Origin of the sequence: Streptomyces sp. cf386, assembly GCF_900103585.1 — a bacterium.
GTDB lineage: Bacteria > Actinomycetota > Actinomycetes > Streptomycetales > Streptomycetaceae > Streptomyces.
The window spans coordinates 43093-64627 of sequence record NZ_FNHV01000007.1; the positions used below are offsets into that span (position 1 = coordinate 43093).

Here is a 21535-nt window from a genome sequence, read left to right on the forward strand (position 1 = left end):
GCGGAGAGGAACGGCCCGGAAAACACCGAAGGCCGCCCCTCGGGCGGCCTTCGCGAAGTCTTGCGTACGCGCAGTCAGTGGGCCGCCGGATGAGCGGTCCACCACCAGTTCTGGGTCGAGTGCGCGAACATGCGAGGCACCCTACCCCATGTCCGAGTCGTGTACCTCGTGTCTCAATTGCTGGGCATGGGGCAGGACGCCCGACACGACCCCGTAATGTTGAGGCGTGACCGTGAACGCTAAGACCAGCACGAGTGCTGGCAACACCTGGCGAGACCTGCCCGCGGCGCAGCAGCCCGAGTACCCCGACACCGAGGCTCTGCGCGCAGTCGTTGCGGAGCTGGAGTCGTATCCGCCGCTCGTCTTCGCGGGCGAGTGCGACCAGCTGCGCGCCCGGATGGCGGCCGTCGCCAAGGGAGAGGCGTTCCTCCTCCAAGGCGGCGACTGCGCCGAAGCCTTCGACGCGGTGTCCGCGGACCAGATCCGCAACAAGCTCAAGACCCTGCTCCAGATGGGCGCCGTGCTGACGTACGCCGCCTCGGTGCCGGTCGTGAAGGTCGGCCGCATCGCCGGCCAGTACTCCAAGCCGCGCTCCAAGGGCACCGAGACCCGTGACGGCGTCACGCTGCCCACCTACCGCGGCGACTCGGTCAACGGCTTCGACTTCAACGAGGCCGCCCGCGTCCCGGACCCCGAGCGCCTGAAGCGGATGTACAACGCCTCCGCCTCCACGCTCAACCTGGTGCGCGCCTTCACCACCGGCGGTTACGCCGACCTGCGCCAGGTGCACGCCTGGAACCAGGACTTCGTGAAGTCGTCCCCCTCCGGCCAGCGCTACGAGCAACTCGCCCGTGAGATCGACAACGCGCTGAACTTCATGCACGCCTGCGGGGCCGACCCGGAGGAGTTCAAGACGGTCGAGTTCTACTCCTCGCACGAGGCGCTGCTGCTCGACTACGAGTCCGCGCTGACCAGGGTCGACTCCCGCACGGGGCGGCTGTACGACGTCTCCGCGCACATGGTGTGGATCGGTGAGCGCACCCGGCAGCTGGACCACGCGCACATCGAGTTCGCCTCGAAGATCCGCAACCCGATCGGCATCAAGCTCGGCCCGACGACGACGGCCGAGGACGCGCTTCAGTACATCGAGCGCCTGGACCCGGAGCGCGAGCCGGGCCGGCTGACCTTCATCGTCCGCATGGGCGCGGACAAGGTCCGCGACAAGCTCCCCGAGCTGGTCGAGAAGGTCACCGCCTCCGGTGCCACGGTCGCCTGGGTGACCGACCCGATGCACGGCAACACCTTCGAGGCGGCCTCCGGCCACAAGACCCGTCGCTTCGACGACGTGCTCGACGAGGTCAAGGGCTTCTTCGAGGTCCACAAGGCCCTCGGCACCCACCCGGGCGGCATCCACGTGGAGCTCACCGGTGACGACGTCACCGAGTGCGTGGGCGGCGGCGACGAGATCTTCGTCGACGACCTGCACCAGCGCTACGAGACGGCCTGCGACCCGCGGCTCAACCGCAGCCAGTCGCTTGACCTGGCCTTCCTCGTCGCGGAGATGTACAGGGACCAGTAGCCGGTTCGGTTGTTACCGGCATGTGTAGTGGGGCGCGGATCACATACGATCCGCGCCCCACTCCACTTTTACGGTTCCTGTGTGACGGGTAAGGTTAGGTTAGCCTCACCGATCAAGGGGATGGCACATCGATCCCGCCGGGAGGTGAACCGCGTGTACGTCTGCAGTTGCTTCGGCATCACCGAGCAGCAGGTCAAGAAGCACGCGGAGGACGGTGCCTGCACCCCCCGCCAGATAGCTTCGGCCTGCAAGGCAGGCACGGACTGCGGGTCGTGTGTACGCCGTATCCAGGCGCTCCTGGGCAGGGGTGCCTGCCCGCGCCGGGAGCTGGCCGACCGGGGTCAGCCCTTGCTCGCCGATCTTGAGGACGCCGCCTAGCTCGGCTGCTCGATCTGCTGCGCGATGTAGAGCGCCTCACCGAGCTTGTCGATCAGCTCCAGCTGCGTGTCCAGGTAGTCGATGTGGTGCTCCTCGTCCTCGAGGATCGACTCGAAGAGGTTCGCGGACGTGATGTCGCCCTTGGTGCGCATCACCTCGATACCGCGCTTGAGGCGGTCGATCGCCTCGACCTCGACCTGCCGGTCGGCCTGGAACATCTCGGTGACCGTCTGGCCGACCCGCACGTGGAACAGCCGCTGGTAGTTGGGCAGGCCGTCCAGCATGAGGATGCGCTCGGTGAGCTTGTCCGCGTGCTTCATCTCATCGATGGACTCTTCACGCGTGTACTTGGCGAGCTTGGTCCAGCCTTTGTTGTCCTGGATCCGGTAGTGCAGCCAGTACTGGTTGATCGCGGTGAGCTCGCCGGTCAGCTGCTCGTTCAGGAATTCGAGGACCTCGGGGTCGCCCTGCATCGCAGAGGCTCCTTCCAAGCGGGGGAACTGGCAGGTTGCGCCGCATGATTGCACCGGTGACAAAGATCGTCCAGTAAGTCTTCACTTAGTAAGTAAGTGCATGCTTAGACAGTTTGCGGCGAATTGAGGGAGGTGGGGTCAGGTGCACTGCTTCGGGTCTGTCAGGATGGAGTCATGGGTCAGCCGGAGGAGCGCGAAAGTGGAGCAGCAGCACACTCCGAGCTTCCGCCGGGACAGCGAATTCAGCGTGGCTGGCCGGTCACGCACTACGGCCCCGTCCCGAAGTTCCGGCCCGAACGCTGGGAGTTCAGGGTGTTCGGGGCCACCGCCGACGGCGAGAAGCACTGCTGGACCCACGAGGAGTTCGCGGCCCTGCCGTACACCACCGTCGTCGCCGATCTGCACTGCGTCACAAAGTTCAGCATGCTCGGTGCGGAGTGGGGCGGCATCCCGGCCCGCACGATCCTGGAGATCGCCCCACCCGCCCCTGCCGTCACTCACGTGATGGTGTGGGCGGAATACGGCTTCAGCTCCAACCTCCGCCTCGCCGACTTCGCCTCCGAGCGCACGATTTTCGCCACCCACAAGGACGGCGAACTGCTCACGGCGGAGCACGGTTTCCCCCTCCGTCTGGTCGTCCCCCATCTGTACGCCTGGAAGGGGCCCAAGTGGGTCCGCGGCGTGGAGTACATGACCGCCGATCGCCGTGGCTTCTGGGAGGAGCGCGGCTATCACAACATCGGTGACCCGTGGACGGAGCAGCGTTACTCGTATCAGGAAGAGCCCGGGGACGGGCCCGAGCTCTGACTCCTGGCTTCTTCTATCGGGCTGGACAAGGTCCGGAATTCACTGGTGGTACTGGTGCACCACAGCGTGCCCCTTGCCCCGGCCGATCATCCACTTGTTGACCGGCGTCGTCAGGACGAAGGCGACGGCGAGTGCGATGGCCAGCACCCACCAGAACAGCGGGTCGGTGAGCTCGGTGTCCATGGCGCCCGGCCACAGCACGATCACGCCGTTGTCGACCAGTTCCATCACGGCGATCGACAGGGTGTCCGCGGCCAGCGCCACCTTGAGCGCGGCGCGCAGACCGAGGCCCGCCTTCAGGACTCCGCGCAGGGTGAGCGCGTAACCGAAGAAGAAGGCCAGGATGATCGCCAGGACCAGTGTCGGCACGGCGCTCCAGCCGAGCGCGGTGCCGATCACCATGCCCAGCACCTCGCCGATGGCGCAGCCGGTGAGGCAGTGCAGGGTGGCCCGGACGGCCATCGACCAGCTGCTGGTCGCGGCCACCGCGTGGTGCTGGGTGTGTGCCGCGTGCGCTTCGTGCTCCATGACTGCCCCCAATGCCGGGTTGCGGTTCCTGCGTCGAGCAAGAACCGTATACCCCCCAGGGGTATTCCTGGTCCGGCTATGCGTCCCGAAGTTTTTTCAGCCGCTCGACGTCCGCCGCGTGCCCCTCCTTCCCGCCCGGCGTCTCGATGATCAGCGGGACGCCCTCCGTGGCCGGGTGGGTCATCAGCGCCCGGAACGGGTCCTCGCCGATGTGACCTGTGCCGATGTTCTCGTGCCGGTCCTTGTGGGCGCCGACGACGTCCTTGGAGTCATTGGCGTGGATCAGCTTCAGCCGGCCCTCGCCGACGGTGTCCACCAGCAGGTCGAGCGTCTGGTGCATACCGGACGGGCCGGTCAGGTCGTGGCCGGCGGCGAAGATGTGGCAGGTGTCCAGGCAGACGCCCAGTTTGGGATGCGCGTCCAGCGCCTCGAAGTACGGCCCGAAGTCCCAGGTCCGTGAACAGAGGGAGGCCCCCTGGCCGGCCGTCGACTCCAGCAGCAGGTACGGGTCGTCGTCGTGCGTCAACTCGTCGAGCAGCGGCAGCAGGTACTCCCGTACCTGCTTCAGGGCGACCGAGCGCTCTCGGCCGCCGGTCGCGCTGCCCGTGTGGACGACGACGCCGAGCGCGCCGATCTCCCGCCCGCGGCGCAGCGAGTGCCGCAGCGACTCCACCGACTTCTCGACGGTCGCCTCGGTGTGCGAGCCGAAGTTGATCAGGTACGGCGCGTGCACATACGCCGGGATCGACTCGGCCTCGCACACCGCGCGGAACTCCTCGTCCTGGCGCGGGTTCCCGGCGGGCGTGGCCCAGCCGCGGGGGTTGGCGACGAAGACCTGGACCGTCTCGGCCTTGAGGTCATGGGCGTAGGTGAGCCCGACGGAGCTGAGGCCGCCGGCCACGGGGACGTGGCCGCCGACGGGGTTGCGGGAGGGGCCCGTGAGGGCGGTGCCGGACTGCTGACTTCTCACCCGTTCAGGGTGTCATGCGGTCCGGACCGCCCGGTCACCGGATGGTGATGGTGATCGTCGACCCCTTGGGTGCCGTCTCGCCGCCGTCCACGGACTGCTTCTTGACCGTGTCGCCGAACAGCCCGAGCAGACCGCGGTCCTCGTCGACCTGGAAGCCGGCGGCCTCCAGCTCGGCCTTGGCGTCGTCGACGCTGTCGCCGACGACGTCCGGGACCTCGATCATTTCCGGGCCCTTGGACAGCGTCAGCGTCACCGTGTCGCCCTCGGCGGCCTGGCCGCCGTCGGCCGGTGACTGTCGGGCGACCTGGCCCGCGTCGAACTCGGAGTTGACCCGCGCGGAGGCGACCTTCACCTTCAGGCCGGCCTCCTGCAGCTCGGCCCGCGCGTCCGCCAGGCTCCCGCCGGTGACGTCCGGGATCTCCACCGGGCTGCCCTTGCTGACGGTGAGCGCGACCGCGGCGCCGGAGCGGACCTTGGTACCGATCTTGGGATCGGTGGAGATCACGAAGCCCCGGGGGACGTCGTCGCTGAACGTCTCTGTCTTCATGCCCGGCTGGAGCCCGCTGTCCTTCAGTACGGACCGTGCCTTGTCCAACTTGTAGCCCTGCAGGTCGGGCACCTTCACCGTCTCCGGTCCCTGCGAGATGACCAGCGTCACGGAGTCGTTGTGTCGTATGCGGGCGCCCGTCGCCGGATCCGTGCTGATGACGGTGCCCCGCTCGACGGTGTCGCTGTAGGCGCGCTCGACCTTTCCGACGTCGAGTCCGGCGTCCTCCAGCCGCTCCTTTGCCTGTGCCTCGGTCTTGGAGAGCAGCGGCGGGACCTCGGTGAACTGGCCGGAGTTGATGTACCAGATGCCGACACCGAGGCCCAGGGCCAGCAGGACGGCGGCGACGATGACGAGTGGGCCGCGCGGCGCACGCGAGGTCCGTGACCGGCGCCCGGGCGGCGGCGGAGGCGGCGTCTGCAGCCGACTGGTCCGGTTGAAGACGGCCTCGCGATCCGGCTCGTCCTCGTTCACGGGCAGCGGCCGCTGGATGTTGAGCGCGCGAGGGATCACGCTCGTACGGTCGTCGGCGTTGCTGTGCTCCGCCGTGAGCGCCTGCGGCGGCACCGCGTCCAACTGCTCCGGGCTCAGCGCGGCCCGCACCTCGCGGGCCTGCGCGAGCAGCGCCACGGCGTCGTGCGGGCGGATGTCCGGGGTGCGCGCGGTGGCCGACGCGACCAGCTCGTCGAGCTCGTACGCCAGCCCCGGCGCGATCGCCGAGGGCGGAGGGACGTCTTCGTGCAGATGCTTGTAGAGCACCACGGCGGGGGAGTCCCCGTCGTGCGGCTTGTCGCCGGTGAGCATCTCGTAGAAGACGACACCGCACGCGTACACGTCGACCCGGGCGTCGGCGGCGCCGGGCTGCTCGATCTGCTCGGGCGCGAGATAGGAGACGGTGCCGAGCACGGCACCGGTGGTGCTGGTCACGGTGTCGACGGACCGCACGAGCCCGAAGTCGGCGACCTTGACCCGCCCGTCATCCCCTATGAGGACGTTCTCGGGCTTCATGTCCCGGTGCACGAACCCGGCGCGGTGCGCGGCGCCGAGGGCGGCGAGCACCGGCTCCAGGATGTCCAGGGCGGCCCGGGGCTGGAGCGCCCCGCGCTCGCGCAGGACGTCACGCAGGGTGCAGCCCGCGACGTACTCCATGGCGAGATAGACGTACGACCCGTCGGTGCCCTGGTCGAAGACCTGCACGACGTTGGGGTGCGCGAGCCGGGCGACGGACTTCGCCTCGCGAATGAACCGCTCGACGAACACCCCGTCGACCGCCAGTGCGGGATGCATCACCTTGAGCGCGAGGACGCGGTCGAGGCGGGTGTCCACGGCCCGGTAGACCGTGGCCATCCCGCCGACCGCGATCCGCGCGTCCACGCGATACCGGCCGTCGAGCAGCTGCCCGACCAGAGGGTCCTGAAGGGTCGTATCCACGCAGGCGAGTGTACGAGCCGTCACTGACACACCCGCCGTTCCGGCCGGGATCGGGGCGGGACTGAAGCTGACCTGTGACGGACGCCTCACCGCTCGAAGGTGTTCATCGAACGTGCGTTCAAAATGCGGGTCGTTCGGGGTCCAGCCTCGCCAGGCCCTCCGCGGGAGACGACGCCTCCGCGAAATGCCGCCGAGGAATCCGCCCCGCCCGGTACGCCAACCGCCCGGCCTCCACCGCATGCCGCATCGCGTCGGCCATCAGCACCGGCTCCTGCGCCCGCGTCACGGCCGAGGCGAGCATCACACCGGCGCAGCCCAGCTCCATCGCGAGCGCCGCGTCCGACGCCGTACCGGCCCCCGCGTCCAGGATCACGGGCACGCGCGCGTGCTCCACGATCAGCTGGAAGTTGTGGGGGTTGCGGATGCCGAGCCCCGAGCCGATCGGCGACCCCAGCGGCATGATCGCCGCACAGCCGACATCCTCCAGCTTCCGCGCCAGCACCGGGTCGTCGTTCGTGTACGGCAGCACGGTGAACCCGTCGTCCACCAGCGTCTCCGCCGCGTCCAGCAGCTCGATCGGGTCCGGCAGAAGGGTCCGCTCGTCGGCGATGACCTCCAGCTTGATCAGATCCGTACCGAGCGCCTCGCGCGCGAGGCGGGCCGTCAGCACGGCCTCTCCCGCCGTGAAGCACCCGGCCGTGTTCGGCAGCACCCGGATCCCGAGCTTCTCCAGCACGGACAGTACGGACCCGTGCACCGACGGGTTCACCCGCCGCATCGCGACCGTCGTCAGCTCCGTCCCGGACGTCACCAGCGCCCGTTCCAGAACCTCCAGGCTGGGCGCTCCGCCCGTGCCCATGATCAGGCGGGACGTGAAGGACGTACCGTCGATGACAAAGGGATCGTCGGCCATGGTTCAGCCTCCTTGGACGGCGGTGAGGACCTCGACGCGATCCCCTTCGGAGAGGGACGTCGACGCCCACTGCGCGCGCGGGACGACGGTTTCGTTGAGGGCGGCGGCCACTCCGGAGGGCGCCGCGCTGAGGGACTTCACGAGCGTGTCGAGAGCCGTGCCCGGCTCGATCTGCCGACGCTCGCCGTTGACCGAGATGGTGACCGGAGTGTTCATGCGAGCTGCTCCGTGAGGGCCGCGGCGCCGAACCGCCTGGGCGTGAACGGGCGGGCCTCGTCCGGCAGTTCACCGGTGGCAAGCGCATGTGCCATGGCGTCCCCGGTGACCGGTGTCAGCAGCACGCCGTTGCGGTAGTGCCCGGTGGCCAGCAGCAGTCCCGCCAGCTCGGTCGGGCCGAGCAGCGGCGCGTTGTCGGGAGAGCCGGGGCGCAGACCGGCCCGCGTCTCGGTGAGCGGCAGCTCCGTGATGCCGGGCACCAACTCGTGCGCGTCGCGCAGCAGCTCGTACACCCCGCCCGCGGTCACCGTCGTGTCCCAGCCCAGCTCCTCGCTCGTCGCCCCGACGACCAGCTCCCCGCTCTCGCGCGGCACCAGATACACCTGGCTGCCGCGCACCACGGCCCGCACGGTCCGGCTCAGGAACGGCGCGTACCGCTTCGGTACGGTCAGCCGCAGCACCTGCCCCTTCACCGGGCGCACGGGAGGCAGTACGGCGTCCGGGACCCCGGGCAGCCGGCCGCTGAGGCTGCCGGCCGCGAGGACCACCTGGCCCGCGCCCAGCGCGGTGCCGTCGGAAGTGGTGACACCCGCGGCCCGCTCCCGTACGACGTCGAGGCGCTCGGCCCAGGCCCGGTGGAAGACCACGCCGGCCCGCTCGCACGCGACCACCAGTGCCGCAGCCAGCCGTCGCGGGTCGATCTGGTGGTCGCCGTCCACCCTGAGCCCCCCGCGCACGCCCGGCGCGAGCATCGGCTCCAGGCGCCGGCAGTCACGCCCCGACAGCCACTCGGACTCCAGGCCCGACTGCCGCTGCAAGGTGTGCAGTTCCCGCAGATGGGCGCGGTCGTCGGAGTCCAGCGCGACGGCGAGCGTGCCGCAGCGGCGGTAGCCGAGGTCGTGGCCCGTGAGGTCGGTGAGCTCGGCCGCGAAGTCCGGGTAACGGCGGGCCGAGGCGAGGTTCAGGCCCAGCAGGGTCTGCTCGCCGTAGTGCAGTTCCGTGACGGCGGCCAGCATTCCGGCGGCCACCTGGGCGGCGCCGCCGCCCGGCTCGGGGTCCACGACGGTCGTCGTGAACCCGCGCTGTGCGGCCCGCCACGCCGTGACCAGGCCGATGATTCCGCCCCCGATGACAAGGACGTCTGACGTTCGCGTACGCGACATGGGCGTCCAGCCCCTCCCTTCGCCGGCATGACCCGGATCAGGTTCGTACGGTCGGAGGCCGCCAGCCTCCCTCTCAGCCCGGTGCGTCCGGGCTCCCGCGAGTGCTTTACGTTGGCCACCCTAGCCCGCCGCCGTATGCCTCAGTAAGGGAGCCTCGCCCCATGGCCCGCTCGCTCGACGGTCTCGTCATCGCCCCCGTCGCGGACCAAGCCCCAGGTCAGGTGGGTACCCGCACCCGGTTCACGTACCACGAGAAGGACGGCGAGATCTGGGCCGAGTACGCGGGCGGAGACGTCGTACGCGGGCATCTCGTGGGCACCAGGGACGGCGACCGGCTGGACTTCCGGTACGTGCAGCTGAAGCGGGACGGGACGACGTCGTCGGGGCACTGTGTGTCGACCGTGGCCGATCTGCCCGACGGGCGGGTGCGGCTGGAGGAGACCTGGGAGTGGGAGTCGCAGGCGGGCAGCGGCACCAGCGTGGTGGAGCAGGTCCCGGAGGGGGTTGGGGAGTAGGTCCCGGAGGGGGTTGTGGAGCAGGTCACTGAGCACGACTCCTGACTGACGAATTGTCAGTTGTCTATGGTGATCAGGTGAGCGAGCAGACGACGCAGTCGCAGCGCAGGGTGGTCGTCGCGGGCGCCGGCATGGCCGGTGTCCAGACGGCGGTCGCCCTTCGGGAACAGGGCTTCACGGGCCCGGTCACGCTGATCGGCGCCGAACCCCACCAGCCGTACGACCGGCCGCCCCTGTCCAAGGCAGTGCTGCTCGGCAAGTCCGAGGGCTCCGCCTTCGACGTCGACTTCGAGGCGCTCGGCATCGAGCTCCGGCTGGGGCGCGAGGTGCTGGGCGTGCGCCCGGCCGACCACGAACTGGACACCGAGGGCGGGTCCGTCCCGTACGACGTCCTCGTGCTCGCCACCGGCGCGGAGCCGATCCGGCTGCCGGGCGCCGAGGGCGTGCCCGGCGTGCATCTGCTGCGCACCCTGGACGACGCCGAGCGGCTGCGGCCGGTGCTCGCACGGCAGCACGCCATCGTGGTCGTCGGCGCGGGCTGGATCGGCGCGGAGTTCGCCACGGCCGCGCGCGAGGCGGGCTGCGCGGTGACGGTCGTGGAGGCCGCCGACCGGCCGCTCGCGGGTGCGCTGCCCGCGGAGGTGGCAGCCCCGATGACCTCCTGGTACGCGGACAGCGGGACCGTGCTGCGTACGCACGCGCGCGTGGAGCGCGTCGAGCCCGGCGCGGTGATCCTCGACGACGGCTCGCTCCTGCCCGCGGACGCCGTCGTCGTCGGGATCGGGGCCCGGCCCGCCACGGCCTGGCTGGCAGGCTCGGGCATCGAGCTCGGCGCGCACGGCGACGTCGTGGCCGACGACCACCTGCGCACCTCCGTGCCCGACGTCTACGCGGTCGGCGACTGCGCCTCCTTCCCTTCGGGAAGGTATGGCGAGCGCCTGCTGGTCCACCACTGGGACAACGCCCTCCAGGGCCCGCGCACGGTCGCCGCGAACATCCTCGGCGAGACCGCCGCGGTCTACGACCCGGTCCCGTACTTCTGGTCCGAGCAGTTCGGCCGCTTCGTCCAGTACGCCGGCCACCACGCCTCCGCCGACACGACCCTGTGGCGCGGCGACCCGTCGGGCCCGGCGTGGACGGTCTGCTGGCTGAAGGACGACAGGCTGGTCGCCCTGCTGGCGGTGGGCCGGCCGAGGGACCTGGCGCAGGGGCGGCGGCTGATCGAGGCGGGCACGCCGATGGACCCGGAGCTGCTGGCGGACCCGGCGCGGCCGATGAAGGCGGCGGTGGCGTAGCGGCGGCGTATCGGAGGTGTCGTACGGACCGGCCTGACTTCCGACTGTCAGTGGCAGATGGCAGGCTTGTTTCCGTGACCGAGATTGACGCAAAGATCGATGCTCTCGTCCCCGCCTGGCTCACCCTCCCCGACATCGCAGAGATGCTGGACGTCGAGGTGACGCGTGTGCGGCAGCTGGTCAAGGAGGGCCAGCTCATCGCCGTACGCCGTGGTGAGAACCGAGCGCTGCACGTCCCTGCCGCCTTCATCGACGGGGACAAGGTCGTGAAGGGCCTGTCCGGGACCCTGACGCTCCTGCGGGACGACGGCTTCACGGACGAAGAGATGCTGGAGTGGCTCTTCACCCCCGACGACAGCCTGCCCGGCACCCCCGCGCAGGCGCTCAGTGAGAATCGCGGCACGGAGGTGAAGCGTCGCGCCCAGGCGCTTGCCGTCTGATCTGAACAAACCGCATCTGAACACCGTTCGGCGTATGGGCCGGGACCCGCTCCGGCGGGCCACGGCCGCGGTTGACCGCGGCCGCCCGGCCCATACGCCCATCGATATATCGATACGACGGCTCCGTCGTCCGGAGCCGGTCAGGGCCCGTCCAGGCCCCGTCCGGCCGCCCCGTCCGGCAGCGGTTCCGGCCCTGCCCGCGCGCCCGGCTGCGGCTACCGTGCCACCGTCCGGCACGAGCCGGTGCCACCCGACCACAGAGGGAACCGCATGTCCGACACCGCCGCCGCAGCCACCGCCCGCACCCAGCTCGCCGACGCGCGGCTCTACCTCTGCACCGACGCCCGTAAGCGGCAGGGCGACCTCGCGGAGTTCCTGGACGCCGTCCTGGCCGGCGGTGTGGACATCGTGCAACTGCGTGACAAGGGCATGGAGGCGGCCGAGGAACTGGAGCACCTGGAGGTCTTCGCCGAGGCCTGTGCCCGGCACGGCAAGCTCTTCTCGGTCAACGACCGCGCCGACGTGGCCCACGCCGCAGGCGCCGACGTCCTGCACCTCGGCCAGGGCGACCTCCCGGTCCCCGCCGCCCGCGCGATCCTCGGGGACGACGTCCTCATCGGCCGCTCCACGCACGCCGAGTCCGAGGCCGACGCGGCCGCCGTCCAGGAGGGTGTCGACTACTTCTGCACCGGCCCCTGCTGGCCCACCCCCACCAAGCCCGGCCGCCACGCCCCCGGCCTCGACCTGGTCCGCCACACGGCAGCCCTCGGCACCGACCGCCCCTGGTTCGCCATCGGCGGCATCGACTTCGCCAACCTCGACCAGGTGCTGGACGCCGGTGCCCGTCGTGTCGTCGTCGTACGGGCGATCACGGAGGCGGACGACCCGGGCGCGGCGGCGACGGAGTTCGCGAAGCGACTGCGGCAGATTTAGGGGGCCGACGCGGCCGCGGCAGATGTAGGGGCCGACGGTGGCGTCTCAGATTCAGTCCCGTTGCGTCTCAGCCAGTGGTCGGTCCGGCCGCGATCCATGGTCGCAGGGCTGTGCTCGACCTGCTGCAGGGCTCATCCGTGGCCGCTGTTGTCCAAGGGGTGGACAACACTCCCGACAAATCGGGCAAATTTGCGGTTCCTGGTTGGGGGACCGGGGACCCCTGGCTAACCTGCGGGTATGGCCCTCGGCACCGCATCCATCAGGTCGGACCACGCTCGTACCGTGCGCGAGATGCTCGCGACCGGCAAGACGACGTATTCCTTCGAGTTCTACGCGCCCAAGACCCCGAAGGGCGAGCGGAACCTGTGGAACGCGCTGCGCCGGGTCGAGGCCGTCGGACCCGACTTCGTCTCCGTGACCTACGGTGCGGGCGGTTCCACCCGCGCGGGCACGGTCAAGGCGACCGAGGCGATCGCCTCGGACACCACGCTCACGCCGATCGCCCATCTCACGGCCGTCGATCACTCGGTGGCCGACCTGCGCAACATCATCGGCCAGTACGCCGACGCCGGGATCCGCAACATGCTGGCCCTGCGCGGCGACCCGCCCGGCGACCCGCTGGGCGACTGGGTGCCGCACCCCAGCGGACTCGCCTACGCCGCCGAACTCGTCGAACTGATCAAGGCGTCCGGAGATTTCTGCGTGGGCGTCGCGGCCTTCCCCGCCATGCACCCGCGCTCCGCCGACTGGGACACGGACGTCCGTCACTTCGTCGACAAATGCCGGGCCGGCGCGGACTACGCGATCACCCAGATGTTCTTCGAACCGGAGGACTACCTGCGGCTGCGCGACCGCGTGTCGGCCGCCGGCTGTGACACCCCGATCATCCCCGAGATCATGCCGATCGCCAGCGCACGGACCCTGGAGCGGATCCCGTCCCTCACCAACGCCGCCTTCCCGGCCGCCCTGAAAGAGCGGATCCTCACAGCCAAGGACGATCCGGCGGCTGTACGCTCGATCGGGATCGAGTTCGCCACGGAGTTCTGCGCGCGGCTGCTGGCCGAGGGAGTGCCAGGACTGCACTTCATTACGCTCAACAACTCCACGGCGACACTGGAAATCTACGAGAACCTGGGCCTGCACCACCCACCGCAGGCCTAGACCGGCCGTCCTGACATACGTCACACTGCGTAGGCGGCCACTGGGAGAGGGGCGTACATGGGCTGGACGGTCCTCTACATCGCGTTCGGCATCGTCGCGCTGTGGCTGCTGGGCGAGGTGCTGCTGCAGTACAAGGCACGGCTGCGCTGGCGGCTGCTCGCCTTCGTCGGCTTCCTCGGCGTCGTGGTCGGGGTGCTGATCCCGTCCGTCGTCGTCATCGGTCTGGGCGCCGCCGCGTTCGCGGTCGGCCAGACCTACGTCACGCTGTCGTTCCGCCGCGGCTTCTCGGCCGGCTGGGCGGTCTCCGCCCCGGCCCTGGGCCCGCTGGCCGCCGCCAAGCGCCGTCGTGGCGAGCCCGAGCGCCAGGAGCCGACCCTGGAGGTCTCCGACCTCGAGGCGAGCGAGGCCGGCTTCGGGGGCGGCGACGGTGCGTACGGTTCCGACGGCACCAAGTACGGCCAGGAAAGCGTCGGTTACGGCCATGACGAGTACGACCGCGACGACGTCTTCACGCCCTCGCGCCAGGCCCGGCCCACGGCCGCGGAGACGACCTCGGTCTACGAGCCGCAGCCCATGCCGGAGGACACCGGCTCGTACGGCATATACAGCGACACCGCCTACGCCGCCGCCAACCAGAACTACGCCGCCGCGGGCCAGCCCCAGGACCAGTACGCGACGGCCGACCAGAGCTATTCGTACGACGGCTACTCCGGCTACGACCAGCAGCAGTACGGGTACGACGCGACCGGGCAGCAGCAGTACGCCGCCTACTCCGACCCGTACATCGGCACCCAGACCTACGACGGCACGTCGTACGACGCCTACGGCCAGCAGCAGTACGACCAGCAGGCCTACGGCCAGGACCAGTACGCCACCGGCACCTACGGCCAGACTCCGCCCGGCGGCGTCTGGGTCCCGCAACAGCGCACCGACGAGGCGTACGGCGGCGAACTCCCGCCGGAGCAGCAGTACCCGTACCAGGGCAACGGCCAGCAGCAGGGCCAGGGGCAGGGGTACGACGAGCAGTACCGTTTCTGACGCCTGACGCCTGACGCCTGACGCCTGACGCCTGACGCCTGACGCCTGAAACCGGAAGGCCTACGCGGGTATCACCACGAGCACCGCGACGTCACTGCGAGCCCCTGAACTCCGGCCCCTCCACGATCAGCCCTGCCACCAGCGCGCCCGACATACCGGCGTGAGCGAGGCCGCCGCCGGGGTGGGACCAGCCGCCGACCGTGAACAGGCCCGGTATCCGTGTGCTGTTGGACGGGTGCAGGAGGGTCCCGTGAGCCGCGGCCAGCGCGGGGGCGGGCACACCGCCGCCCTCGGCCCCCGTCTCCCGCTGGGTGTCCACGGGCGTACGGACCTCGCGCCACAGTGTCCGCTCGCGCAGTCCAGGTACCGCTCGCTCCGCGACGGTGACCATCCGGTCCGCGAAGGCGTCGGCGGCGCCGGGCGCGGTCCAGTCGTACAGGGTCTGTGACGGCACAGTGGCCGTGAGTACCAAGGACTCGTGCGCGTCGTCGGGGCGCAGGGCCGGGTCGTCCGGCCGGTCGATCCGGACCGTCGGCTGCGCGGGCGGCTCTCCGACTCCGAAGGCGTCCGACTCGGCCTGGCGGTCCGGGGCGTGCACCACCGTACGGTGCTCGGCGCCCGTCTCTCGTGCCCCGCGCAGCGCCAGGCAGACCACGACGCGGCCCCGGGACATGCCCTCGGCGCTAGGTTCGACCTCCTCCGCCCGGTACAGCTCACGGCCGGGCACCAGGTCGCTCAGTCGCCACGGTCCGCCCCCGACGACCGTGTCCGCCTCCGCCACCGTCCCGTCGGCCAGTTCCACGCCCGTCGCCCGGCCGTCCTTCTCCACGACCCCGGTGACCTCCGCACCGAAGTGGAACTCGACCTTGCGGGCCACGCACCGCTCGTACACCGCCCGCGCCAACTCCCGTATGCCGCCCCGCACATACCAGGTCCCGAAGGCGTGCTCCAGGTACGGCAGCACGGCGGCGCTCGCCGGGGTCACGGACGGGTCCAGGCCGTAGGCGAGGGCGTGGCTCTCCAGCAGGGCGATGAGCCGGGGGTCGCGCAGTTCCCAGGCGCCGACCTCGGCGAGTGTGCCCGCCCGGCGGGTGCGCAGGAGCCGCTTGTGGGGGACCGACGGATAGGGCTCGCGCTCGGCCAGCACCTGCCAGTTCGGCCACAGGGGCTCCTCCAGCAGCGGCCTGCGTGTCCGGTCCCAGGCCTCGCGGGCGCGGACCAGGAAGTCGCCCCAGCGGTCGCCGGTGCCGGCACCCAGCGCCTCGTCCAGAGCGGCCACCACACCCGCGCGCGAGGCGTTCGGCAGGGACACCTCGGTGCCGTCCGCGAAGACGTGCCGAGCGGACGGGTCGACCTGGACCAGCTCGACGCACGCCTCCAGCGGCTCCTTGCCGGTCTTGATGAACAGATCGCGGTACACGGCGGGGAGCGGGAGCAGCCCCGGTCCCGTGTCGAAGCCGAAGCCGTCGCGCTCGAAGCGGCGCACCGCTCCGCCGTACGTCTCCGTACGCTCGTACACCGCCACCCGGTGGCCCGCGACGGCGAGCCGGGCAGCGGCCGCCATCGCGCCCATCCCGGCGCCGATCACCACAATCCTTGCCATGTCAGGGACTTTATCGGCCGCCACTGACAACGGCCCGCGGGCCTCGGGCGGGAGCTCAGCCGGGCCGCTGTCCCACCGGCTGCGCGAGCCGTTTCTCCTCGCGTCGCTGGGCCCTGCGCCGCAGGAAGCGACGGATCCGCGAGGCAAGGAAGAGCAGCAGGAGCAGCCCGGCGAGCAACAGGCCGCCCGCGACCACGGCAGCGCCCACGGGGTGGAAGATCGCGAAGGTGATGATCGCGGCGACCCCGAGGTCCTCGGCGATGCTCACCACGATGTTGCTGAACGGCTCGGGCGAGGTGTTGACCGCCATCCGCGTCCCGGCCTTGATCAGGTGGCTCACCAGGGCGGTGGACCCGCCGACCGCGCCCGCCGCCAGCTCGGGCAGCGACCCGCTCTGCCCGGCGAGCAGCGCCGCGACGACCGCGCCGGAGACCGGCCGGATCACGGTGTGCACCGCGTCCCAGGCCGAGTCCACGTACGGGATCTTGTCGGCGACGGCCTCGCACAGGAACAGCACGCCGGCGGCTATCAGGACATCGGGCCGTTGCAGGGCCTCGGGCACGTCGTCGCTCATGCCCGTGGCGCCGAAGACGCCGAGCAGCAGCACCACGGCGTACGCGTTGACGCCGCTGGCCCAGCCGCTCGTGAAGACCAAAGGGAGTATCGACACGGGGGCGATCGTAACCAGTCGGCAACGGACGGTCCTGGGCCTGAGTGCGCAGGTCTGAGTACGCGTACCTAGTCGGTGAGTTGAGTACGCGCGCGGATGGGGCCCGACCTGCGTGAACGAGAGAGTGGAGGCACGGAGAAGGGGATCGGCTCCGCACCGGCGACACGGGGCGCCGGAACGGAGCGACCCCGGATCCGCTCCTTCCGCCGACCAGGCGTCGGCGGGAGCGAGACCGGGGGACCCGGGGGAACGACCGAACGGGGGTCCAACGGGGGACACACGGGGGAGTACGGGGAAAACGGGGGAGCAGGAGAAAGCGCCGGTTCGAGAGTGGCCCGCGGGGGACGCGGCCACTGCGGACCGGCGCTTTCGCCTGTGCGCACCGGCCGCCTCAGCGGCAGCCGCTCACCCGGCCCTGCAGCAGCCGGGACAGCGCCGCGTGCACGTCGTCCAGGGAGCGCTCCGGCTGGAAGGACTTCCAGTCCAGGGCCGCCACCAGGACCATGCCCACCAGGGCCGAGGCGGTCAGCTGGACGTCGATCTCCTCGCTGAACTCGCCCTTCTCCACGCCCTCGCGCAGCACGCCCTCGACGACCGCCACGGCCTGCTGCCGGACCACCATCAGCGTGGACTGCCAGGCCCGGTTCGTACGCCACAGCTCGGCGACGTACAGCTGGGTGAAGGACGGGTAGCGGTCGATGAAGACCAGCCCCGCGCGGACCATCGCGTCCAGGGCGTCCACTTTGCTGCCGCCCTCCCGTTCGGTCTGCTCGGCCGCCTCCCGCAGGGAGGCGGTGAGGAGTTCGACTCCGTGCCGCAGCAGCTCCTCGAAGAGGACGGACTTGCTCGCGAAGTTGTAGTAGACCGTGCCCTTCGCCACCCCGGCCCGTTCGGCGATCTCGTCCACCGTGGTGGCGGAGAAGCCCTGCTCGGCGATGAGCGTGACGGCCGCCTCGTAGAGCTTCTGCCGGGTGGCCTCACGGCGCGTGCTGCCGCCCGACGCGGCGTTGCTGCTGTCCATGGCCACGATTGTCCCGCGCGCGGTCACAGGCTCAGCTCCGGGTGCAGCCGGTCGAGCGTCCAGACCTGCCGGCGACGGGCCGACAGCGCGGTCAGCGCGACGGCGCCCGCCGTGAAGGCCACGAGCACCACGCACGCGTGCCACACCGGAACCAGACCGCCGCCCGTGATGAGCCTCCTGAGCGCCTCCACGACGTAGCTCATCGGCAGGAAGGGGTGCAGCGCGTTGAAGAAGCCCGGGCTGGTCTGCACGGGGTAGGTGCCGCCCGCCGACGTCAACTGCAGCATCAGCAGGGCCAGTACGAGGATCCGGCCCGCCGCCCCGAAGCGTGCGTTCAGCCACTGCACGATCGCCGCGAAGCACGCCGTCACCAGGAACAGGAAGCCCACGGTCCCGGCCGCCCGTGCCATCTCCAGCCCGACCGCCCAGTGCAGCACCGACATCAGTGCGACTGTCTGCAGCACCCCGATCGCCACCACGGGCAGCCAGCCGGCCAGCGCGATCCGCCACGCCGAGGCGCCCGCGGCGAGCGCGCGCCGGTTCATCGGCGTGATCAGCATGTACGCCACCATCGCGCCCACCCACAGGGACAGCGGGATGAAGTACGGCGCGAAACCTGTGCCGTAGTTGGGCGCCTTGTGCATGTCCCGGGAGACGAGCTGAACCGGGTCGGCCATGACCTCGGTGCGCTGGTCGCGAGCCTGCCTGTCGTAGTCGGGGATCTGCTTCGCGCCGTCGTGGAGCCCGTCGGAGAGCTTCCCGGAGCCGTCGACGAGCTGGTAGATGCCGCCGTTCAGGTCGTAGGCGCCCGTCTTCAACTCGCCCACGCCGGAGTCCAGATCCACCGCGCCGGTCCTGGCCGTGCCGATCCCCGAGTGCAGCGCCTTGGCGCCCTCGGCGACCTTGGTGGCCCCGTCGTTCAGCTGGTTGATCCTGCTGACGGCGTCGTCGAGATCCTCGGAGAGACGGGGCGCGCGGTCGGCGAGCGCCTGGGACTGCTTCTGGAGGGTCGCGAGGTGCTTGTCGAGCTTCTTGAGATCGCCGTTCTGGTCGGCGATCAGTGTGTTGAGGTCGTCGGCGATCGTCGCCACGTCCGCGGCCGACTGCTTCGCCTTCTTCAGGTCGGAGCAGGCCGGGTCGGGCAGTACGGCGTCCTCACAGCGCGCCTGGTAGATGGCGTCCAGGACGTCGGAGGCCGTATGGGCGCCCCTGGCGGCGCCCGGAGCCCGCTCCACGAGGTCGTCGAGGTTGTTCCGGATCGCCGCCGACGTGTCGGCGACCAACTGCGCGGTGTCCCCGATGGTCTTCTCGTTGTCCGCCAGGAACGGACCGATCTTCCGGTCGATGCCGTTGACCCTGTCGGCCAGCGTCTGCGTGCCGGCCGCGACCTGCCTGGAGCCGTCCGCCAGGTCGCCCGCGCCCTTGTTGAGCCTCTGCAGGCCCGTCGACAGCTCGCCGCTGCCCTCCTTGGCGTCCTTCAGCCCGTCGGCGAGGTCCTTGGAGCCCTTCTCCGCCTTGCCGATGCCGCCTTCGAGCTGATCGGCGCCGTCGGCGGCCTTCACCGTCGCGCCGTGGATGTCGGAGAACGACACGAAGATCCGGTCCAGGAACGACCGCGACGCCTTGGTGGAGGCCGCCTCGCGCACCTCACTGAAGACCGTCCGCGAGATCTGCCCGACGATGTAGTTGTTCGCGTCGTTCGTACGCACCTGAAGGGCGCCCGTCTCCGGCGCATCGCCCGCGCTGGAAGCGATCCGCTCACTGAAGTCGGCCGGCATGCTCAGCGACAGGTAGTAGGTGCCGTTCTCGACGCCCTTCTCGGCTTCGGCGGCAGTCACCTCGTGCCAGTCGAAGACATCGCTCTCATGCAGCCCTTCGGTGATGTCGTCGCCGGCCGTGAGCTTCTTCCCCTCGACGGCCGCCCCCTTGTCGTCGTTCACGAGTGCCACGGGGATACGGTCGAGACGGCCGTACGGGTCCCAGAACGACCACAGATACAGGGCGCCGTAGAGCAGGGGCAGCACCAGCAGCGCGACCAGAGCCGCACGCGGCAGCTTCCCCCGGCCGAAGCGCCGGAGCTCAAGCGCGGCCAGCCTCGGCGAGCGCATCGGCGGCCTCCTTTCCGTCCCTTGTGTTTGTGGACACCTCGACCGTGCCGTCGGGGGCCTCGCTGCACACCGCCACGACCGTGGTCCCGGCCTCGGTGATCGACCTCAACAGCGCCCAGACCTCGGCCCGTTCGGCATCCGAGAGCTTGAGGTCGGTGTCGTCGACGCCGAGCAGGCGCGGGCGTCCGATCAGGGCCAGCGCGATGGACAGCCGCAGCGCCTCCAGACGCTCCAGATCGCGTACGGCCGTCCTGGCGCCCTTGGGCAGCGTCTCCAGGTCGAGGCCGGCAGCCGTCAGCGCGGTGTCGATCCGCGCCCGCTGCTCGCTCTTCCGTTCGGCCCGCGGCCGCAGCAGCCCGCGCAGCGAGTCGCCGAACCGCCGCTGCAGCAGCGCCCGTTCGTGGAGGTGCTCGGCGACGGTCAGGGCCGGCTCCAGGTCGGTCACACCCGGGACATGGGCCAGGGCGCTCACGCGCCGTACCGCCGCCATGCGCTTGGGCAGCACGGTCCCGCCCACATCGGCGGTGCCCTCGGTGGACTTCATCCGCCCGGTGAGCGCCAGCAGCAGGCACGTGCGGCCACTGCCGGACGGCCCTTCGATCGTGATCAGTGAGCCGGGCCCGGCTTCGAAGGAGACCCCGCGGAACGCCCATCCGCGGGGCCCTTCGAGCCCGAGGCCCAGGGCCGTGACGCCGACTCCGGTCACGGTTCCCCCCATCCCTGCCCCCTCATTTGAACTGACTGGTCAGTGCAAAAACTATCCCGAACTCTCGATCGAAGCAAAAGCGCAGGTCGGAACGGATTGTCAGTGGCATACCTCACGATGGGCACATACGGCATCCCGTATCGGGCATGCCGTCACACAGGCGACAGGAGGTTCGTCATGGCCAGCTACCACGCAGCCGCCGCCCGTCGGCGCCGCGCCACCGGTCCTGCCCCCTCACTGACCGGCCCGGCGAGCGATGTGCACCCCGTGCTCCGCCGGGCCACGGCCCCACCCGCCGCCCTCGACCTGCTCGCCCAGGCCCGTGCCGGACTGGACGAGGCCGCCGTTCTGGAAACGCCGAACGAGCGCTATGCCACGGCCCATCTCGCCGCCCTGCGCACCGCAGCCGCCGTACTCGCCGCCCGAGGGCGTCCGGAGCCTGTGACCAGGCGCCGGGCCCGCATCAGGAGCGCCTGGGAAGTGCTCCCTGAGATAGCGCCCGAACTCACCGAATGGAGCGCGCTGTTCGCCTCCGGCGCCCGGCGCCGCGCCCGGGCCGAGGCGGGTATCCACGGCGCGGCCAGCCGCCGGGACGCCGACGACCTGATACGCGACGTGGCGATGTTCCTGCGCCTCGTCGAACGGATGCTGGTGCTCCAGCCGGTCCTCCCGCAGCCACGAGCGGACGCGGACGGGGAGAAGGTGGAGGAGGAGGGCGGTTCGCGACGTGGGCGGGAGGACATGCCGGATGCGGGGTGACAGGGGGCGATCCGCGGGCGGGAGGTCATGCCGGGCGGGGGTTCACAGGGGGCGGCGATGTGCGGGAGTTCTGGGCAGCACGCCTGAGCGAACCGAGGTCATCGGTCCCGTCGTCCGCCAGGCGGGACAGGCCGCGTTGCGGGACACCGTGCGGGCCGGGTGGGTCGCCGTAGGCAATAGGGTGGAGAGCGCCTGAAGCCCTCCCGCTTCCGTGACCCGGGCGCCGGGGAGGCAGCCCGTTCGCTCCGCCGTGCAAGTGGCGGCGCCGTGCCGAGGAGTCA

General features: G+C 70.6%; 23 protein-coding genes and 1 riboswitch. Of the genes, 10 read left to right on the forward strand and 13 right to left on the reverse strand.

Annotation, left to right across the window (positions count from 1 at the left end; translation table 11 throughout):
* Nucleotides 1-74: 74 nt before the first annotated feature.
* Entirely contained in the window at nt 75-131 is a 57-nt protein-coding gene (locus BLU79_RS50015) for a trp operon leader peptide (protein ID WP_071528813.1), read from the reverse strand.
* A 95-nt stretch (nt 132-226) separates the two neighbouring features.
* On the opposite strand from BLU79_RS50015, the gene BLU79_RS18920 reads away from it, so the two are divergent.
* Nucleotides 227-1579 carry a class II 3-deoxy-7-phosphoheptulonate synthase gene (locus BLU79_RS18920; protein ID WP_093906994.1) on the forward strand — a complete coding sequence of 451 codons (1353 nt, stop codon included), beginning with the start codon at nt 227-229 and terminating at the stop codon, nt 1577-1579.
* A 144-nt stretch (nt 1580-1723) separates the two neighbouring features.
* Nucleotides 1724-1957 carry a (2Fe-2S)-binding protein gene (locus BLU79_RS18925; RefSeq protein ID WP_177001102.1) on the forward strand — a complete coding sequence of 78 codons (234 nt, stop codon included), beginning with the start codon at nt 1724-1726 and terminating at the stop codon, nt 1955-1957.
* On the opposite strand, the gene bfr is transcribed toward BLU79_RS18925, so the two are convergent.
* Nucleotides 1954-2430, reverse strand: coding sequence for a bacterioferritin (gene bfr, locus BLU79_RS18930; protein WP_031483318.1), 477 nt, complete (start codon nt 2428-2430; stop codon nt 1954-1956). The genes BLU79_RS18925 and bfr overlap by 4 nt on opposite strands.
* Nucleotides 2431-2604: 174 nt before the next feature.
* Here bfr and BLU79_RS18935 point away from each other — a divergent pair, with 174 nt between their 5' ends.
* Nucleotides 2605-3237, forward strand: coding sequence for a sulfite oxidase-like oxidoreductase (locus tag BLU79_RS18935; RefSeq protein WP_093906996.1), 633 nt, complete (start codon nt 2605-2607; stop codon nt 3235-3237).
* 39 nt (nt 3238-3276) lie between these two features.
* On the opposite strand, the gene BLU79_RS18940 is transcribed toward BLU79_RS18935, so the two are convergent.
* From BLU79_RS18940 to thiO, 6 genes are all read right to left on the reverse strand, one after another.
* The gene (locus BLU79_RS18940; protein WP_093906997.1) at nt 3277-3765 is read right to left on the reverse strand and encodes a DUF4396 domain-containing protein; all 489 of its coding nucleotides are present in this window, start codon (nt 3763-3765) and stop codon (nt 3277-3279) included.
* A 76-nt stretch (nt 3766-3841) separates the two neighbouring features.
* Complete coding sequence (locus tag BLU79_RS18945) at nt 3842-4735, reverse strand: deoxyribonuclease IV (RefSeq protein WP_093906998.1); 894 nt, start codon at nt 4733-4735, stop codon at nt 3842-3844.
* Nucleotides 4736-4769: 34 nt separating this feature from the next.
* Nucleotides 4770-6713 carry a Stk1 family PASTA domain-containing Ser/Thr kinase gene (pknB, locus tag BLU79_RS18950; protein WP_177001083.1) on the reverse strand — a complete coding sequence of 648 codons (1944 nt, stop codon included), beginning with the start codon at nt 6711-6713 and terminating at the stop codon, nt 4770-4772.
* 118 nt (nt 6714-6831) lie between these two features.
* Nucleotides 6832-7626 (reverse strand): thiazole synthase, encoded by a 795-nt coding sequence (locus BLU79_RS18955; protein WP_093907000.1) that lies wholly within the window; start codon nt 7624-7626, stop codon nt 6832-6834.
* 3 nt (nt 7627-7629) lie between these two features.
* Entirely contained in the window at nt 7630-7842 is a 213-nt protein-coding gene (gene thiS, locus BLU79_RS18960; RefSeq protein ID WP_093907001.1) for a sulfur carrier protein ThiS, read from the reverse strand.
* Nucleotides 7839-9005 carry a glycine oxidase ThiO gene (thiO, locus tag BLU79_RS18965; RefSeq protein WP_093907375.1) on the reverse strand — a complete coding sequence of 389 codons (1167 nt, stop codon included), beginning with the start codon at nt 9003-9005 and terminating at the stop codon, nt 7839-7841. The genes thiS and thiO overlap by 4 nt, the downstream gene beginning before the upstream one ends.
* Nucleotides 9003-9114: riboswitch (TPP riboswitch) on the reverse strand. It overlaps the preceding gene by 3 nt.
* Before the next feature lie 52 nt (nt 9115-9166).
* On the opposite strand from thiO, the gene BLU79_RS18970 reads away from it, so the two are divergent.
* The 6 genes from BLU79_RS18970 (at nt 9167) to BLU79_RS18995 (ending at nt 14387) form a co-directional block, all read left to right on the forward strand.
* Complete coding sequence (locus BLU79_RS18970; RefSeq protein ID WP_093907002.1) at nt 9167-9520, forward strand: avidin-fold protein; 354 nt, start codon at nt 9167-9169, stop codon at nt 9518-9520.
* Nucleotides 9521-9597: 77 nt separating this feature from the next.
* Nucleotides 9598-10815, forward strand: a complete 1218-nt coding sequence (locus BLU79_RS18975; RefSeq protein WP_093907003.1) for an NAD(P)/FAD-dependent oxidoreductase — start codon at nt 9598-9600, stop codon at nt 10813-10815.
* Nucleotides 10816-10889: 74 nt separating this feature from the next.
* Nucleotides 10890-11255 carry an Rv2175c family DNA-binding protein gene (locus BLU79_RS18980; protein WP_093907004.1) on the forward strand — a complete coding sequence of 122 codons (366 nt, stop codon included), beginning with the start codon at nt 10890-10892 and terminating at the stop codon, nt 11253-11255.
* A gap of 270 nt (nt 11256-11525) precedes the next feature.
* Nucleotides 11526-12188, forward strand: a complete 663-nt coding sequence (thiE, locus tag BLU79_RS18985; protein ID WP_093907005.1) for a thiamine phosphate synthase — start codon at nt 11526-11528, stop codon at nt 12186-12188.
* Between the two features lie 237 nt (nt 12189-12425).
* Complete coding sequence (gene metF, locus BLU79_RS18990) at nt 12426-13349, forward strand: methylenetetrahydrofolate reductase [NAD(P)H] (protein WP_093907006.1); 924 nt, start codon at nt 12426-12428, stop codon at nt 13347-13349.
* A gap of 57 nt (nt 13350-13406) precedes the next feature.
* Nucleotides 13407-14387 (forward strand): SCO2102 family sporulation regulator, encoded by a 981-nt coding sequence (locus BLU79_RS18995; RefSeq protein WP_093907007.1) that lies wholly within the window; start codon nt 13407-13409, stop codon nt 14385-14387.
* Between the two features lie 91 nt (nt 14388-14478).
* Here BLU79_RS18995 and BLU79_RS19000 read toward each other — a convergent pair whose 3' ends face one another.
* The 5 genes from BLU79_RS19000 to BLU79_RS19020 form a co-directional block, all read right to left on the reverse strand.
* On the reverse strand, nt 14479-15990 hold the full coding sequence (locus tag BLU79_RS19000) for a phytoene desaturase family protein (RefSeq protein WP_093907008.1): 1512 nt from the start codon (nt 15988-15990) through the stop codon (nt 14479-14481).
* A 55-nt stretch (nt 15991-16045) separates the two neighbouring features.
* Nucleotides 16046-16660, reverse strand: a complete 615-nt coding sequence (locus BLU79_RS19005; protein WP_093907009.1) for a DUF4126 domain-containing protein — start codon at nt 16658-16660, stop codon at nt 16046-16048.
* A 391-nt stretch (nt 16661-17051) separates the two neighbouring features.
* Entirely contained in the window at nt 17052-17681 is a 630-nt protein-coding gene (locus BLU79_RS19010; RefSeq protein ID WP_093907376.1) for a TetR/AcrR family transcriptional regulator, read from the reverse strand.
* Between the two features lie 23 nt (nt 17682-17704).
* Nucleotides 17705-19789 carry a YhgE/Pip domain-containing protein gene (locus tag BLU79_RS19015; RefSeq protein WP_093907010.1) on the reverse strand — a complete coding sequence of 695 codons (2085 nt, stop codon included), beginning with the start codon at nt 19787-19789 and terminating at the stop codon, nt 17705-17707.
* Nucleotides 19761-20507: an ATP-binding cassette domain-containing protein gene (locus tag BLU79_RS19020; RefSeq protein ID WP_093907011.1), complete on the reverse strand. Its 747-nt coding sequence runs from the start codon at nt 20505-20507 to the stop codon at nt 19761-19763. The genes BLU79_RS19015 and BLU79_RS19020 overlap by 29 nt, the downstream gene beginning before the upstream one ends.
* A gap of 165 nt (nt 20508-20672) precedes the next feature.
* Here BLU79_RS19020 and BLU79_RS19025 point away from each other — a divergent pair, with 165 nt between their 5' ends.
* A complete protein-coding gene (locus BLU79_RS19025; protein ID WP_093907012.1) occupies nt 20673-21254 on the forward strand; it encodes an SAV_6107 family HEPN domain-containing protein in 582 nt (193 codons plus the stop codon).
* Nucleotides 21255-21535: the final 281 nt, after the last annotated feature.